The organism is Enterococcus dongliensis (genome assembly GCF_031927985.1).
Classification (GTDB): Bacteria; Bacillota; Bacilli; order Lactobacillales; family Enterococcaceae; genus Enterococcus_A; species Enterococcus_A dongliensis.
This window is the reverse complement of the sequence record NZ_JARPZC010000001.1, coordinates 193,924-209,047: the sequence shown is the minus strand read 5'-3', so window position 1 is coordinate 209,047 and position 15,124 is coordinate 193,924. Positions and strand designations below refer to the sequence as shown.

The 15,124-nt window shown below is 35.8% G+C and carries 17 protein-coding genes; 16 read left to right on the top strand and 1 reads right to left on the bottom strand.

All coding sequences use genetic code 11. The features are described from left to right. Window positions 1-21 precede the first annotated feature (21 nt). From P7D84_RS01010 to P7D84_RS00965, 10 genes are all read left to right on the top strand, one after another. On the top strand, window positions 22-1,176 hold the full coding sequence (locus P7D84_RS01010; RefSeq protein WP_311804729.1) for a glycosyltransferase family 4 protein: 1,155 nt from the start codon (window positions 22-24) through the stop codon (window positions 1,174-1,176). Further along, a complete protein-coding gene (locus P7D84_RS01005; protein ID WP_311804728.1) occupies window positions 1,160-2,563 on the top strand; it encodes a hypothetical protein in 1,404 nt (467 codons plus the stop codon). Before P7D84_RS01010 ends, P7D84_RS01005 begins: the two co-directional genes overlap by 17 nt. Before the next feature lies 1 nt (window position 2,564). Then, window positions 2,565-3,308: a glycosyltransferase family 2 protein gene (locus tag P7D84_RS01000; protein ID WP_311804727.1), complete on the top strand. Its 744-nt coding sequence runs from the start codon at window positions 2,565-2,567 to the stop codon at window positions 3,306-3,308. A gap of 196 nt (window positions 3,309-3,504) precedes the next feature. Beyond that, window positions 3,505-4,518 (top strand): glycosyltransferase family 2 protein, encoded by a 1,014-nt coding sequence (locus P7D84_RS00995; RefSeq protein ID WP_311804726.1) that lies wholly within the window; start codon window positions 3,505-3,507, stop codon window positions 4,516-4,518. Between the two features lie 48 nt (window positions 4,519-4,566). Continuing rightward, window positions 4,567-5,733 carry a nucleotide sugar dehydrogenase gene (locus P7D84_RS00990; RefSeq protein ID WP_311804725.1) on the top strand — a complete coding sequence of 389 codons (1,167 nt, stop codon included), beginning with the start codon at window positions 4,567-4,569 and terminating at the stop codon, window positions 5,731-5,733. A gap of 5 nt (window positions 5,734-5,738) precedes the next feature. Then, a complete protein-coding gene (locus tag P7D84_RS00985) occupies window positions 5,739-7,166 on the top strand; it encodes an oligosaccharide flippase family protein (protein ID WP_311804724.1) in 1,428 nt (475 codons plus the stop codon). Window positions 7,167-7,208: 42 nt separating this feature from the next. Next, window positions 7,209-8,153 (top strand): ATP-grasp fold amidoligase family protein, encoded by a 945-nt coding sequence (locus P7D84_RS00980; RefSeq protein WP_311804723.1) that lies wholly within the window; start codon window positions 7,209-7,211, stop codon window positions 8,151-8,153. 147 nt (window positions 8,154-8,300) lie between these two features. Next, on the top strand, window positions 8,301-8,879 hold the full coding sequence (locus P7D84_RS00975) for a VanZ family protein (RefSeq protein ID WP_311804722.1): 579 nt from the start codon (window positions 8,301-8,303) through the stop codon (window positions 8,877-8,879). Window positions 8,880-8,969: 90 nt separating this feature from the next. After that, window positions 8,970-9,569 carry an alpha/beta hydrolase gene (locus P7D84_RS00970; protein WP_311804721.1) on the top strand — a complete coding sequence of 200 codons (600 nt, stop codon included), beginning with the start codon at window positions 8,970-8,972 and terminating at the stop codon, window positions 9,567-9,569. Between the two features lie 45 nt (window positions 9,570-9,614). Further along, on the top strand, window positions 9,615-9,935 hold the full coding sequence (locus P7D84_RS00965; RefSeq protein ID WP_246022715.1) for a hypothetical protein: 321 nt from the start codon (window positions 9,615-9,617) through the stop codon (window positions 9,933-9,935). Between the two features lie 38 nt (window positions 9,936-9,973). Here P7D84_RS00965 and P7D84_RS00960 read toward each other — a convergent pair whose 3' ends face one another. Further along, window positions 9,974-10,849, bottom strand: a complete 876-nt coding sequence (locus tag P7D84_RS00960; RefSeq protein WP_311804720.1) for a GH25 family lysozyme — start codon at window positions 10,847-10,849, stop codon at window positions 9,974-9,976. Between the two features lie 247 nt (window positions 10,850-11,096). Between P7D84_RS00960 and P7D84_RS00955 the strand changes: the two genes are divergently transcribed. From P7D84_RS00955 to P7D84_RS00930, 6 genes are all read left to right on the top strand, one after another. Then, window positions 11,097-11,576, top strand: a complete 480-nt coding sequence (locus P7D84_RS00955; RefSeq protein ID WP_311804719.1) for an RNA polymerase sigma factor — start codon at window positions 11,097-11,099, stop codon at window positions 11,574-11,576. Between the two features lie 95 nt (window positions 11,577-11,671). After that, entirely contained in the window at window positions 11,672-11,872 is a 201-nt protein-coding gene (locus P7D84_RS00950) for a DUF1659 domain-containing protein (protein ID WP_137604488.1), read from the top strand. A 17-nt stretch (window positions 11,873-11,889) separates the two neighbouring features. Next, entirely contained in the window at window positions 11,890-12,102 is a 213-nt protein-coding gene (locus P7D84_RS00945; RefSeq protein ID WP_311804718.1) for a DUF2922 domain-containing protein, read from the top strand. 430 nt (window positions 12,103-12,532) lie between these two features. After that, on the top strand, window positions 12,533-14,377 hold the full coding sequence (locus tag P7D84_RS00940; RefSeq protein ID WP_137604486.1) for a BglG family transcription antiterminator: 1,845 nt from the start codon (window positions 12,533-12,535) through the stop codon (window positions 14,375-14,377). A 17-nt stretch (window positions 14,378-14,394) separates the two neighbouring features. Then, the gene (locus P7D84_RS00935; RefSeq protein ID WP_137604485.1) at window positions 14,395-14,727 is read left to right on the top strand and encodes a PRD domain-containing protein; all 333 of its coding nucleotides are present in this window, start codon (window positions 14,395-14,397) and stop codon (window positions 14,725-14,727) included. Window positions 14,728-14,754: 27 nt separating this feature from the next. Then, window positions 14,755-15,114, top strand: a complete 360-nt coding sequence (locus tag P7D84_RS00930) for a glycine-rich SFCGS family protein (RefSeq protein ID WP_137604484.1) — start codon at window positions 14,755-14,757, stop codon at window positions 15,112-15,114. Window positions 15,115-15,124: the final 10 nt, after the last annotated feature.

Below are 15,124 nucleotides of genomic sequence, written 5' to 3'. Positions count from 1 at the left end.
ACGATAAAAGAAGGTGTCATCATGAGAGTTCTATACATTATGAATAATGTGGATCAAGGTGGTGCAGCCTTGGCATTTAAGGATATGATCGATGAAGTTTTGGATAATCATCCTGAGATCACACCGATAATTTTATTGGCAAAAAATAATACACTCGCGAGCTATTTTGCAAAAAAAGGCGTCGAAATTCACGTCATTAATTTCAACAATTTTTTGACCACCGAAAGACATCCTAAAATACTTTGGAAAGTGGCACTGTTGAGTAGATATTTGCTAGCTAAACGAAATTTTTTTAAAACAGTAGAAAATCGATTAAAGATTGCGTCGATTGATCTAATTCATTCAAACTTAGATCGCTTTGATATAGGTGCACAATTGGCAAAAAAATATACCCTTCCTCATGTTTGGCATATAAGAGAACACGGCGATGATTTTAACTTACAAAATCTATTATTGACTGATGCGATAAAACACATGAATTCATTTCATAGTCATTTTATTGCCATTTCACAATCTGTTTTGAACAAATGGAAAGAGTATGGAATCGAAAATATCACGTTGGTCTATGATGGAATCAATGCGACAACCTATCCAGGTAATGTCCAAAAATCAGATAAAGTGAGAATTCTTTTTTTAGGAGGAATCACCAAAACAAAGGGACAAGACCGTTTTTTAAAAATTATTGCGACATTGCCGCCGGAAACATTGGCTAAGATTCAGATTGATTTCATCGGCAATGGACCTAGTCACTATATCCAATTTTTGAAAATGAAATATCGGCAGTTGTCTGATGTTTTTATGTTCTATCCATATAAGAATGACATCTTAAAACAGGTGGGCCAGTACGATATTGGCGTGAATGCTTCTTTTATGGAAGGGTTTGGTCGAGTGACAGCGGAATATTTGGAACAAGGATTATTTGTGATGGGATCTGCCAGCGGAGCCTCACCGGAAATCATCACAGACGATAAATTAGGCTGGCTGATTGATTTTTCCGATGCTCCGCAAGCAAATGCATTGAAACTTAAAGAGATAATTGATACGGAAGTTTACAAGTTAGATCGAGCGTATCGTATTGAGTATATTAGAGAAAATTTTTCAATAAAAAAACATGTAAATAATGTACTAACGGTTTATAAACAAGTATCGGAGAACAATTATGATCAATCTATTTAGTTTTATCACTGTGCTAGGGATAATCAGGCTCTTTTTTATAAAAGGGAAAAAAGAGCAGTTGGTCTATCTTATTCCGTTGACTTTTTTTTATGAATCTTATTTAGAAGTAGGGTATTTTTTGAGAATTGGCGGAATCGAAATCGGCTATTCTTTTTTAATCAATCTCTTTTTATTCATATATCTGTTTTTTACTTTGGTAAAAGAACGAATTCCTAAACAATTGTTTGTAGCAGGAATATGTCTCAGCGGTTCTGTTTTGCTCGGAAATATTCTGTTGATATTGTTTCCTACACAAGTAAGGACAGCCAATATAAATATCAGTTGGGATGATAAGATCATCCTACCGGGAATAGTATTTGAAAAGATCCATTTGACCGCATTTAATTTACTGAATTTGTTTTACTTGATAAATTATCTCTTGCTTTTTCTAGTTATCATGTCGGTATTCAAAAAGGATAGTCCGAGGATCGTCGTCACCTCATTAAAAAAAATCACAGATTTGATTTTAGCTATAGGCGTGATTGAGCTTATAAGCAAATACGTGTTTAAAAGTGATGCATTCAACGCAATCATCAACCGTGTTTTTGGAATTACTGAATCAACTTATGTGGAATTAACGATACGAGGAAACGGATTTGTACTGCAAGGATTAACACAAGAAAGTTCTCACTACGTTTATGTACTATTTATCCTTTTCTTTTCAATCTTAGCAAGTTATGTGTTAACGAAGCAACGCTCAGATCTTTATCGCTTGGGCATACTGTTGCTACTGTTAGCGGTCTCCATGTCATTTAGTAGTGTACTATATTTTATTGCGATCATACATATCGGATTGCTGTGGAGATTTAAAGCAATAAAAATTGAAAAGAAAGTTCTGCTTAATTTACTTCAATTGGCTAGTATCGTGCTGCTGTTTTTTTTAGCTACTCAATTTTTGCCGGAATGGATAAAGCGTCTATCTACTACCGGTTTTTGGGAAAGACGAATCAAAAGTATGTTTGAAGAAATTTCAATGGTCATTTCTGGAGATTGGCGCCACTCTACTCGTTCTTTAGAATGGTCGAACCGTGTCAGGATTTTGAGTATTTATGAAAATATGAAAATTTTTCTTTTACGACCAATTTTTGGTTTTGGATTAGGGAGTGTCGTATCTCATAGTTCAACGATGATGTTGTTATCTGGTGGGGGCATAGTCACTACTCTCATGTGGGCAAGAGTTAATTTTTTACTAGGTAGATTGAAAATAACTTATGAATATGTGATCGTGATCATTGTGTTTCTAGCGATCAATATTTTTAACAGTTTATCTTTTCGTCCGTTTTTTGATATTTCGGCGTTAGTATTCTCACTGTCCATCATTACTATTTTTGGTTTAAAGGAGGAGTAGCATGAGCAAATTCAGTTTTGTAGTTCTTCAATACAACAATCACCTTGATACGATTGTGTGTATCGAAAGCTTATTAGAACAAACAAGTGATGAATTTATGATTGTTGTAATTGATAATTGTTCAACGACAGATGCTTTTGAAATTGTAGAAGAAAAATATCGTGAGCAAAACAACATCGATGTCATACGAACGAAGAAAAATCTAGGCTTTTCAAAAGGAAACAATGTCGGCATCGAGTTCTCCCAAAAAAAAGGGGCAACAGATATAGCAGTCATTAATAATGATACGCTGATTAAGGACAAACAATTTATCACAAACTATTACAAGATGGATCTTTCAGAGTCTTATATCGTTAGCCCAAGAATCCTCTCAGTGATAGACAACAGTGATCAAAATCCATTTATGGTGACTGGTCATTTTATTAAAAATAAGTGGATGGCGATCAGACTAGCTTTGATCGGCTTAGTCAAATATCTTTTTATTTTGTTGGGTTCAACGGAATTTTGGGAGAAAGGAAATACTGATAGAGATTATACATTAGGTCTATCCACTAGAAAGTTGAAAAGTGATACGGATGACTATATGTTCCATGGCGCAGCGTTTATTTTAACAAAAAAATTTAACGAGCGTTTTGATAAAATCCCTGATCTTACGTTCATGTATGAAGAAGAGACATTGCTTTATATCGTGTTACGACAATTAGAGTTGCGATATATATACGCCAGAGCTAGTGATTTATCATAAGGAACAAGCTGCTACTGAAGCGACTTATACAAATAAAAGAAAAAAATGATTTTTGGGTACCGTGAAGATTTTAAATCGCGCATATGGGTGTTGAAAATAAGTTTTTACCTAAACAATAAAGCGTACTTATCCAACCTGTTGAAAAATAACCAAGCGGAGATAAAAAAAGTGGAGAGCAAATTGTGGGGGCTGGAAAATGACTAATGTAGAAAAATTTTCATTAATCATTCCTGTTTATAATGCAGGTGATCGCTTGAGAGCGATGTTAACCTCGCTTTCCGCACAGACATACAAGCAATTTGAAGTATTAATTGTAGATAATAACTCGACAGATCATTCGATTGCCATTGCAAAAGAATTTATCGACAAACTTCCAGTATTGACTATCTTGAGCGAATCAAAGCAAGGCAGTGCAGCGGCTCGCAATCTTGGGATTGAACGAGCAACTTCAGAGTGGCTCTTCTTCCTTGATGCAGATGATCAAGTGGAAAATACTTTTTTAGAAGAATTTGCCAAAGTCATTGATGAAACAGTGGAAGTGGCGATCTGTGGATATAATCGAATCGAATATGGAACAAAACAAATAGTCATGTCGTTTAAAAATGATGGGCTAGAAGAACTGAATCCACAAGCGACTATTCAAGTAGGAAAGTTTCCTTCTTATCATGCCTATCTATGGAACAAATGTTTTCGAAAAAGTATCATTGAAAAATTTAGAATTCGTTTTCATGAAGAACTTATCGTGGCACAAGATTGGCCGTTTCATATGGAATATTTTACAAAGATTCAATCAGTAAAACTGATTAATAAGATTTTATATCATTACTATATCTATGATAAAAGTGCTAGCCGTAATCGTCTATCTCCTGGTTTTCGCGAAAAAGATCTATTAAGAGACCGAGCGTTTCAATATTGTGTGGAGGCGACTGATGATTTTGATAAAAAAACCAATCTATACTTCAAAAATTTACAAATAGTCAATCGCATGCGATTACTAAAGGATATGAAAAGAACGGATTACGCCGAGTTTCGTTTTTATTTAAACAAATGGCGCAATAATCAAACCAAAGCGTTTCTCGATATATTCAGAGATGCCGAGATGTCATTTAATGACAAAGTATTAACGTATTGTTCAGGCTTGATATTTATTTGGTCAGGTATTGATTTAAAGAGATCTAGTAAAGGGTATAAATTTTTTGAAAGATGTTAAAACGAGGAATGGATGAGAGTTAAAACTATGAGGCAGAGGGTGGATTAGATGAAGATTTCTGTTTTTGGTTTAGGCTATGTGGGTCTAGCAAATGCGCTGTTGCTGGCCCAAAATGAACAAGTAAAAGCATATGACATCATACCAGAAAAGATCGTAAGACTTCAGAAAAAAACATCCTATCTGGAAGATAAGGAAATCCAAGAATTTCTTTTAAGAGAAGATCTAACTATCGAGTTCAGTCATGATTTTGAAAGCACCGTGAATTTTGGTGATTATTTACTCATTGCTACGCCAACAGATTATGATGAACAGAAGAATTATTTTAATACCGAGACAGTAGAAAACGTGATTGAAAAGGCGCTAGCTATTCGACCGGATGCAGCTTTTATCATCAAGTCAACAGTTCCGGTGGGGTATACAGAAGAGCTACGGGAAAAATATCAGACTAATAAGATAATTTTCTCACCTGAATTTTTGCGAGAGAATAATGCGTTACAAGATAATTTATATCCTTCTAGAATCATTGTTGGAAGTCGTTCAGAACAAGCAAAAGAGATTGCAACGATGTTTTTAAAAAATGCTCATGCTGCGGAAATCCCAGTCTTGCTGACGCATTCTACAGAAGCCGAAGCGATTAAACTTTTTTCTAATACATACTTAGCTTTACGAGTAGCTTACTTCAATGAATTGGATAGTTATGCTGAGACAAGAGGATTAGACACTGGACAAATTATAGAAGGAGTCGGGTTGGATCCGCGAATTGGGTCTCATTATAATAATCCATCATTTGGCTATGGAGGATATTGTTTACCGAAAGATACGAAGCAGTTGCGGGCAAACTATGAAGAGGTTCCTAGCAATATCATCGGGGCAATCGTAGATGCAAATACGACGCGAAAAGATTTTATTGCTGAACAAATTTTAGCGCTAAAGCCGCAAATCGTAGGAATCTATCGATTGACGATGAAAACAAATTCTGACAATTTTCGCTACTCTTCAATTCAAGGTGTCATGAAGCGCTTGAAAGCAAAAGGGATTGAAGTGGTAGTATTTGAACCAACTCTAGATAAAAGTGAATTTTTATGTTCTAAAGTGATCAAGAATTTTGATGAATTTAAGAGTCTTTCTGATGTCATCGTCTCTAATCGTTTTGAAGCAGAGCTTCAAACAGTCAAAGAAAAAGTATATACACGAGATATTTTTGGGGAGGATTAGAACTTGTGAGAAATGTTGCTAGAAACTTCATTTACCAAATTGTTTTTCAAGTTATGAAAATCATCGTTCCAATCATCACGATCCCCATTGTCTCACAGGCACTAGGACCGTCTGGAGTAGGATTATATAATTATACCAATTCGATCGCACAGTATTTTGTGCTGGTGGCGAGTCTAGGTGTTGCGATGTATGGAAACCGAGAAATCGCCTTAGCATATAATCGAGAGGAAAATATTTCTGTATTATTTTTGGAATTGTTTTTCTTTAAGGCGATTTTTACTATCGTAGTTTTATTTGTTTACTTAGTAACAGTCAGTTTTTTTGAGAATCGCTTTATCCTGTATGTACAAGGAATAACCATCTTGGCTGTTTTATTTGATATTTCTTGGTTTTTTATGGGGATCGAAGATTTTAAAAAAACAAGTATTTGTAATGTGATCGTGCAGTCGATAACGTTTGTCGCGATTGTTTTATTTGTTAAGAGTCGTTCGGATCTGATCATCTATACATTTATTCAAGTAACCGGACAATTAATATCGCAATCTTTAGTCTGGTTTTTTATCAAACAACACATTGTTTTCGAGAAAGTCAGTCTGGGTAATGTCTTTAAACATCTAAGAGGCTCCATTGAATTTTTCTTACCTGAAGTTGCGATTATTTTGTACACCAACCTGAATAAGACAGTGCTAGGTGTTATTTTAGGCAGTGCTGCGGTGGGTTATTATACCAATTCAGTTACGATAAACACAGTATTTATCACAGTAATTACTACTTTAGATTTAGTTTTATTGCCTCATATGAGTAGTCTATTTGCTAAAGACAATACGGAACGAATCATTCAACTAATGGAAAAGACGCTGCATTTGCAACTATTTTTCAGTATCCCGATTATGTTTGGGATGTTGACAGTGTATGATAAACTGATTCCTTGGTTTTTTGGAAATAAGTTTTTGTTTATGAATTATATCGTTCCTTTCTTTTCTGTTTTAATAGTGATTATCCCGCTAGGTTCGTCGCTGGCTACCCAATACTTGATTCCAATCGGTCAAGTGAACAAATATAATCGATCTGTTACGATTGGTGCGGGAATCAATATGGTCGAAAATCTTATTTTGTTGCCGCTATTTGGTTTTTTCGGAGCAGTCTTTTCGAATATCTTAGCTGAATTTTTTGTCACTTTTGTAAGGATGAGGTCTTTTTTAAAACAGACGGAATTTAAATTTGATTTGAAAAAAATAATTTCTTATACACTTTCTGGTTTGGTAATGATGATAATTACTAGAGCGGTGACTACCAATATGCCAGCGAATATAATAACGAACAGTATTCAATTAGTCATTGCGGTAGGTGTGTATATTCTTATTACGAGCATGTTAAAAGTTAATCCTTTAGTGGAAATGTTGCAGGGGTATTTACAAGCAAAAAAATCCTAAATTTGACTAGTTTGAGCGGCTAGGGAACGAGAGGTAACAACGATGGAATTCAAATCAAAAGTCAAAGAAATCCCTTATGCTAGATCGTTATATCAAAAGATTAACCAGTTTTATTATAAGTATATACTCGAGGATAAACGTCATGTACAACAACTTTTCAAGAAAACATTTGGGTATGAGTTGAACTTGGATGAACCGAGAACATTTACTGAAAAAATAAATTATCTTAAATTGTATTACGCCAATGATGAACAGGCCATTTTAGCTGGTGACAAGATTGGCTTGCATGATTTCTTGAAAAAAAAACAAGTAGTTGATCTGACCGTTCCGATACTAGCTGTTGCCAATTCAGTCAAAGAAATTCGTTGGGAAAAATTACCCAATCAATTTGTGATCAAAAAATCCAATGCTTCCAGAATGAATCTAATCGTTAAAAATTTTACAAAGATGTCGCTGAAAGAAATAAAAAAAATCTTAATAAAGTGGGAGAAACAACCCTTTGGCTTAACGACAGCTGAGCCGCATTATAGGAAGATGCCTAGTCGTTTTATTATTGAAGAGTATCTGCCGAATATTGACCGCGATTGGAAGATCTTTTTTTGTAATGGAGAACCTTGTATGGTTGAAGCGTATTTATGGGACGAGCAGGAAAAAATGATTGGGCATCGAAAGACTGTGTATATTACTACAGATCTTCAGGGAAAAGTGCTGCAAATTGATGCAGATGAAGAATCATTGACTGAGTCAAATTCTGAGTATGAAGCGCTGCGTTATATTGATCTGCCAGTGCAGTTTGATCAAATGATTGAGTACGGCCGAATTTTGGCTGCCGAATTTCCTTTTGTTCGCGTTGATTTTTTTATCAGTGATGATCGACTTTTTCTTGGAGAATTGACTTTTACGCCAGCAGCTGGATTAGATAATTATTCAGAAGAAATCGAGCGATGGCTCGGAAAGAAAATTCGTTTGCCCCATGAAAAAAAATGAACCAGTCTTTTTGATTCTCAAAGCAGTCGATTAAGTTAGCAAAAAAACCATTGGCTTGCCTTTGGTTTTTTTGTTAAAACTTCACTTGGACACTGACTTATCGAAGTCATTAATAACCTAGTTTTATCTAAAGAGAGGAGGAGATGGATGAAGAAAGTGATTGCGGGAATCATTTCTTTGATAATAAGTTACGGGATGGTTTATTATTTAGTCTTGCCGACTTTAGAAAATTATCCCCGTTTAGCCGGGATGGTACAACGTTCTGAATACACAGATGGAGCGCTTTGGTTTTTCATTTTTTTAAGTTTGTGGCTTTTTTATTGGCAGTGGGAACAACGAAAAATCTGGAACAGCTATTTGTATCTTTTTTATAGTTGTTATTTGCTTTTATTGTTTATTATGCTGTTCACCAAAGCACCTGCATATCATTCCTTCAACTTGAACCCGATGACATTGTACTTGAATAATCCACAACAAATGATCGAACTATTGCTAAATGTAGGTTATTTCATTCCGTTAGGTTGTTTGTATGGCATGCGCGCTGGAAAAGTTGAAGCACTTGTGATTGCATTGTTAACAATTATTGGAATTGAGACGATTCAATATATTTTTTATTTAGGCACATTTGATATTTTGGATATTTTGACAAATTTAGCAGGCTGTATCATTGGCTATCAACTTTTTGGCCAGATCAAAAAGCGTTTAGCGTCTATTTCATCCGATTAATCGTACTGGAGAACAGCCGCGGACAAACAAAGAAGTTGTTCAAAAAAGTGATCTATGTTAACTTACAATTAGTAAGTGAGGTGTATGGAGATGGAATATCTTTATCAAGCAGGAAAATCAAATGGGAAAAAGTTTATTTTATTGCATGGAACTGGCGGGGATGAAACGTCTTTAGTAGAATTGGCTAAGATTTTAGATGCAGATAGCACGATTTTGTCCCTTCGAGGAACGGTCAAAGAAGAAGGAATGAACCGCTTTTTTAAACGAAATGGCTTGAATCAGTTTGATTTTGAGAGTTTGGAACAAGAAACTGATCATTTGTATGAAGTAATCAAACAACTTAGTCAGGAAAAAGCGATTGCTTTAGATGAGTGGACGTTGGTCGGATATTCAAATGGGGCAAATATCGCGGCACATTTATTGTTGGAGCGTGAAACTGCATTAACTAAAGGAATCTTTTTCCATCCAATGTCGTTAGAAGTTCACACTCAATCTTTTGCTTTAGCCGATAAGAATGTTTGGGTCTCTTATGGTGGAGGCCAAGATCCAATCGTCAGTGAAGCGTCATTTATGACATTGGTTTCAGCATTTCGTGAGCGTCAAGCCAATATCGTAGTAGCAAAAACAAATCATGGTCATCAAATAACTATGGATGAAGTCCAAAATGCTCGTGAGTGGCTGAAAGGTTAGTGACCTTATTTCGAATATGATAAAATAAGTCGAAGGGGTGGCGAGATGACAGAGACATTTGATTACAAAGGTTTGACTTTGACACCAACAGACTTATCATTTAGTTATGAGGAACTACAAAAAATATTGACATTCGAAGGAGCAATCACGCATGAACGCTTGAAGGGCTTTGATTTTCATTATTTTTTGATGCCAGAATATGAATTAAATGGCTTGTTAGCAAAAATTGGATCAGCCGAACGTCAGGCAAAACGAATTTATTACATCACTGGACAATTAGTTTCTAGTGATTTAAAAAATCTAACAGTAGCAGGCTATTATTTACCGACAAATTGGGGATTTATGCATGTATTGATCAAAAAATAAGAGACGAAAGAATTTTTCTTTCGTCTCTTATTTTTTGATTAATTAAATCTTCCCCAACTTGGGGCAGTTCGTTTTTTTCCATCGGATGGGCCTGTAGCTAGATAGCCATAGGTTCCGTCAGCACGTTTTTGCCTAATCCAGACATGTCCCTGTTCATGAGAAAAGGCATCATAATAGATTGTTTGCCCTGCTTGCAAGAGAGCGATACTTTTTGCATGAACAGTTGGTGCAGTTCGTAAATAAACCGCTGTTTGTAAGGTAAAAGAGCCTGTTTCAACAATTCCCCAAGCAGCAAAGTCTTGTATTTTATTGGTGAAAAAATTCAAGGGTTTTCTATCCGTCAAACGATTAAGATCTAACGTACCGCTATATCCGGATAAGCGTCCATTAGAAGTGTATTGATGGAGATCATAGTTTTTATTAACAGTTGGTTGAACACCATGATAGCTACCCGAATTGTTACCATAACTTGGTAACCAAAGGGCATCAAAATTCTCCACAGCAAGATTAAACGAACGATATAAATGATGAGCGATATAAACACCAATTTTTCCACCTGAAAGCTGTTTCAATGTTTGTCGAAAAACTTCTACCCCGCCACGCATATCAGTCATGCTTTGTTCTTCTACATCCAGCCAATAAAAAGAGGGACGAAAAATTTTGGCACGTTCAAAAAAGATACGTGCTTCTTGGGCCATATCCTCATGATTAATACCACGGACCCAAGCATAAACAGCGGTGGGCACACCTAATTCTTGAAATCTTTGCAAGTGTGTTTGATAAAATTTATCACAATAAGCAGAACCATATTGGACACGAATAATGACGTGATCGATTTGTTGGGCTAATAGAGGGTAATCAATTTGGTCGGGACGTTGCCATTCACTGATGTCAATAATCATTGGTCGAATCATTTTATTTCCTTCTTTCATTGAATTTACATGATCATGTATCGCTAGTTTGCCAAAAAAAGATTAAAAAGCCAAAATACGATTTTACCACTTTAGCAGAATAACTAGTCTTGAAAGCGCCATTTAATCATCAAACAAATGATAAATCTGCAATATTGTCTCGTAATTTGTCAGATTGATCTTCGTAAAAAAATATAGTTTCCTTCATCTTTAAGGCATCGGCCGAAAAAGTACAGTGAAGGAGAAAAAAATGAGGACAGAGAGTGCGGAAGAGCTAGTACAAAAATATGAACCATTGTTTCATAAAGTATTACGATCATGCGGAATCTTTTATCACAATCCTGAGTATGAAGATTATTTACAGATAATTCGAATAAGCTTTTTTGAACGAAGTCAGAAATTAGATTTGGCACAAGGTGATCAATTAACATTGATGTACCGCTTTTTATGCTGGCGTGTACGTGACTATCAACGGAAACAAAAAAATCAGCAGACACTGATTGAAAAAGTCATGCGTTATGATCTTGATCAAGAAGTGTCGCTAGAAGATCGGGTCTTGTGGGAAGATTTCTTGGCCCGTCTATGGCCGAAACTTTCACTGGGAGAACGCCGCTTTTTGTTTGCACGATTGTGTTTAGGTCTGTCAATGAATCAAATTATGCAGGCTTATAAAGTCAGCCGTTCTACGGTTTTAAACTGGAAACGCAGATTAGCCAAACGATTTTCTTAAAAAATGATTTTTAAGTAAGCATTCAATCTAAAACTTTCGTTAATAATAATGTAAGCTGTCGCGACCTTACAAAAATAATGATAGGAGGATTTCAAATGATCCAAAAAATTGGGAACAAATTACAAGTACAACTAGAAACAGCTGATGGAAACAAGCAAAATATTAATTTTAGTCATGTAATCGCTACGCCAACGGAAGAAAAGATTCTAGCGTTAGGAGATGTTTTAGTTAATTTATCAAAAGACAAGCAACTAGATAGTATCGTGCTGACTGAGCAATCACGGATTACTAAATAAAAAAAGGAGGAATCACTATGTTGAAATTATCTGCCAAATTCGAAAATAGTTTAGGCAAAGTCCATCGTTGGAGCTTCAACGAGCCGAATAGAGACTTAACGGGAATTGAAGTGCAAGAACATTTAGAGAAATTATCTGAATTAGAACTGTTTGAAAAAGAGGGTGTTCGGTTATTTACTCAAGTAACTAGTGCAAAATTGATTGAAGTAATTGAAACTCCCTTGTTTTAATACAATAAGGACTGTGCCGATTGGCATGGTCTTTTTTTATCTACCTTTTCTAATGAAAATCAAACTAGCGGTCTCTTTTATTGAAGAGTTCGTTAGTTTTTTTGTGCTGTATGAAATTTAGTTTGCAGATAGGCAGCGTTTATCTTTTTGAAAATGATCAGCAATCGTATCGTGAAGTTTTGTACTAGGTTCAAAAAAATCTTTTTTTAACACTTGCACCAAGTAAATGAAGTATGATCTTAAGTATGCATTAGTGCAATCATATTTCAGTGTTTTTTCAACTATTTAGTGGTAGTTATCAACAATTCAAGTTGAGATAAACGTTAGGTCTGATAATATTTGCATTTTTTGCACTAGGATAAGTGCAACCATTTCATATTGTTATAAGTGAAATGAAGCACTATAGTTAGAAATGTAAGGAGAGGGCATAATGCAACAGATAACCAAAAGACAGATTCAGATCTTGCTTCAATTACTGGAAAATTCAGAACCGACAACGACTAAGGAGTTGGCTGAACAACAAAATGTAAGCGTACGTACGATAAAGTATGATCTGGATACGATTCGTCTATGGCTTCATGAAAGAAATCAAGATTTAGCTAGCAAAAGAAGTCAAGGCGTTTGGTTAGTATTAAGCGATTCTGAACGGATCAAGCTGAAAAGCGAATTGATGGAAGTAGAACGCTTAGAGTTGTTTGCTGATCAAACATTGCGTTTGGATCGATTGAGTATCCAGCTGATGCTCACCAATCAAGCAATCACTTCATTTGAGTTAGCCGATCGTTTAATGGTCAGCAAAGATACGATTTTGCATGACTTAGATGCTTTGGAACAACAACTGATCGCTCAAGGGATGACACTTGAACGCTTACCGCGAAAAGGTTTTTTGATTACTGGTCCGGAACGTCAGATTCGCTTGCTCATCGAACAAGTGGTGCAAAAAGATTTGACTGATTACGATATCTATAAAATCATGGATTTGCTCTTACAAAGTGAAAAACGTGAAGGCTATGAACTATATGCCGCCAAAGGGACAGCTTTTCAAGTGGTGTTGAATGAAGTACTTGCGGATATGCGGCAATTACTAAAACAGATTGATACATCAGATTTGAATTATGCAGAATTGCTGAATATGGTGATTCGAGTAGCGATAGCGACGGTTCGTTTAAAAAATGAATACACGATTGGTCGATACCAGCTATTGAATGATCCAAAAGAACAACAAGAACTCTCTTACTTATTGATGCAAGAAGTGTTTGACCATTATCAATTGCCGCTATTTGAAGATGAATATCGTTACATTTACAGCGATACTTTTGAAAATAGCCCCGCACAAGATGTGATGCTCCTAACCGAAAATTTGATCCAAAAGGTGAGTAAAAAGGTCAATCACGCTTTTTATAATGATCCGCAGCTTTTGACAAATCTTTACGCCCACTTGTCTATGCGATTATCTCGTAAACAAAAATTTGTGAACGAATACAATCCTTTTAAAGACGACATCAAGGCTAAGTATCCACGATTGTTTGAAGCTATCGAAGCAGTGGTATTAAAAGAGATTCAGGGAGAAAGGCTACTGATCAATGACTCGTTTATCGCCTATATCGCGTTGCACTTTCTTGTTTCTTACGAAAAAGAAGCCGATTTGAGAAGTGTACGAGTGGTTTATGTTTGTTCGACCGGTTTAGGTGTAACAAGCTTGATTAAGCAAAAAATCTCAGAAGAGTTAACGAATATCGAAATTGCAGCTTTTGCTTCGGTATTGAATGCTCAAGAGGTCATTAAACAAAAAGAACCTGATTTAGTAATCAGTATCTTTCCAATCGAAGGAATGGATTGTGAATTTATCAAAGTCCATCCATTACCAACAAAACAAGATTTAGATAAGATTCGACAAACGGTTAAAAAAATATTGAGTCAATCACCACAAAATGGTCGCAGAAAATTAAGACTGGAATCAGCAGGAAATCGAGCATCGTTAGAAGATTTCAGCAAAGAGTTGATTCTACAAGCGTATACGATTTATGAAAAATTATTAGTACTTTTCCAAGAGAAATTGAGTCAAGAATATCGTGAAGCTTTCCTGTTACATGTGTTTTTGATGGTCCATCGGATTATCTTTGATCAACAATATGTAATGGAAGGAACAAAGACAGACGAAGCGCAGCTGGCTTCTGAGTCAATCAGCAAAGAGATTGAACAATTATTTGCTGAACATAATTTAACGATTAATCAATCAGAAATCAACGCACTATTTGCTTATATCAAAGGATGATTTAAAGGAGGACATGAATGATCGTGACTGAAGAAGCGCTACAAATCATTTCAACCAGTAAATACCAAAAGGAATTAGAAGAATTGATCACTTGGCTCCGCAGCGAGTTAGCCGAAAAAGAAATCGAGCCGACTGAGTTACAATGGACGATCTTGATCAATCATTTAAATGAGATGTTGAACCGTTCAAATGGACAAGAATCCATCCCAGCAGTTGATCCAGAGTTATTCAGTGAAGTATCACAAGACGCGTTAACACTTGCAGATGGCGTAGTCAAAAAAATCGGCAATCTGCCGCAAGATGAGATGTATGTATTATCTATTCACTTTGAAACAGCAAAACAAAATTAATCAATAATAATTTAGGGGGAAAAACACATGATCACAGTAGTAATCGCAGACCGTATGGGTAAAGGACAAAATGTAGCAAAAGGTGTAGAAGCAGCAGGCGGACGAGCAGTTGTTGTACCAGGAATGGGAGCAGATATGCGTTTAGGTGATGTGATGCAACAAGAAAATGCCGATATGGGAATTTCTTTTTGTGGTAGCGGCGGAGCGGGTGCCTTAACAGCGGCAACAAAATATGGATACCCAGAACGTCATGGCATGCGTTCAATCGAAGAAGGATTGACTGCTATCAATGATGGCAAAACCGTTTTAGGATTTGGATTTATGGACCAAGAAGAATTAGGAAAACGTCTGACAGAAGCATTTGAAAAGAAACATGCAAATAGCTAGGAGATGAGTA

Bases quoted from the DNA above. Each gene is read 5' to 3' on its own strand.
- P7D84_RS00940 (WP_137604486.1), top strand. From the start codon at position 12,533: ATGCAACAGATAACCAAAAGACAGATTCAGATCTTGCTTCAATTACTG.
- P7D84_RS00995 (WP_311804726.1), top strand. From the start codon at position 3,505: ATGACTAATGTAGAAAAATTTTCATTAATCATTCCTGTTTATAATGCA.
- P7D84_RS00965 (WP_246022715.1), top strand. From the start codon at position 9,615: ATGACAGAGACATTTGATTACAAAGGTTTGACTTTGACACCAACAGAC.
- P7D84_RS00975 (WP_311804722.1), top strand. From the start codon at position 8,301: ATGAAGAAAGTGATTGCGGGAATCATTTCTTTGATAATAAGTTACGGG.
- P7D84_RS00930 (WP_137604484.1), top strand. From the start codon at position 14,755: ATGATCACAGTAGTAATCGCAGACCGTATGGGTAAAGGACAAAATGTA.
- P7D84_RS00950 (WP_137604488.1), top strand. From the start codon at position 11,672: ATGATCCAAAAAATTGGGAACAAATTACAAGTACAACTAGAAACAGCT.
- P7D84_RS00935 (WP_137604485.1), top strand. From the start codon at position 14,395: ATGATCGTGACTGAAGAAGCGCTACAAATCATTTCAACCAGTAAATAC.
- P7D84_RS00955 (WP_311804719.1), top strand. From the start codon at position 11,097: ATGAGGACAGAGAGTGCGGAAGAGCTAGTACAAAAATATGAACCATTG.
- P7D84_RS00945 (WP_311804718.1), top strand. From the start codon at position 11,890: ATGTTGAAATTATCTGCCAAATTCGAAAATAGTTTAGGCAAAGTCCAT.
- P7D84_RS00970 (WP_311804721.1), top strand. From the start codon at position 8,970: ATGGAATATCTTTATCAAGCAGGAAAATCAAATGGGAAAAAGTTTATT.
- P7D84_RS00960 (WP_311804720.1), bottom strand. From the start codon at position 10,849: ATGATTCGACCAATGATTATTGACATCAGTGAATGGCAACGTCCCGAC.
- P7D84_RS01000 (WP_311804727.1), top strand. From the start codon at position 2,565: ATGAGCAAATTCAGTTTTGTAGTTCTTCAATACAACAATCACCTTGAT.
- P7D84_RS01010 (WP_311804729.1), top strand. From the start codon at position 22: ATGAGAGTTCTATACATTATGAATAATGTGGATCAAGGTGGTGCAGCC.
- P7D84_RS00990 (WP_311804725.1), top strand. From the start codon at position 4,567: ATGAAGATTTCTGTTTTTGGTTTAGGCTATGTGGGTCTAGCAAATGCG.
- P7D84_RS00980 (WP_311804723.1), top strand. From the start codon at position 7,209: ATGGAATTCAAATCAAAAGTCAAAGAAATCCCTTATGCTAGATCGTTA.
- P7D84_RS01005 (WP_311804728.1), top strand. From the start codon at position 1,160: ATGATCAATCTATTTAGTTTTATCACTGTGCTAGGGATAATCAGGCTC.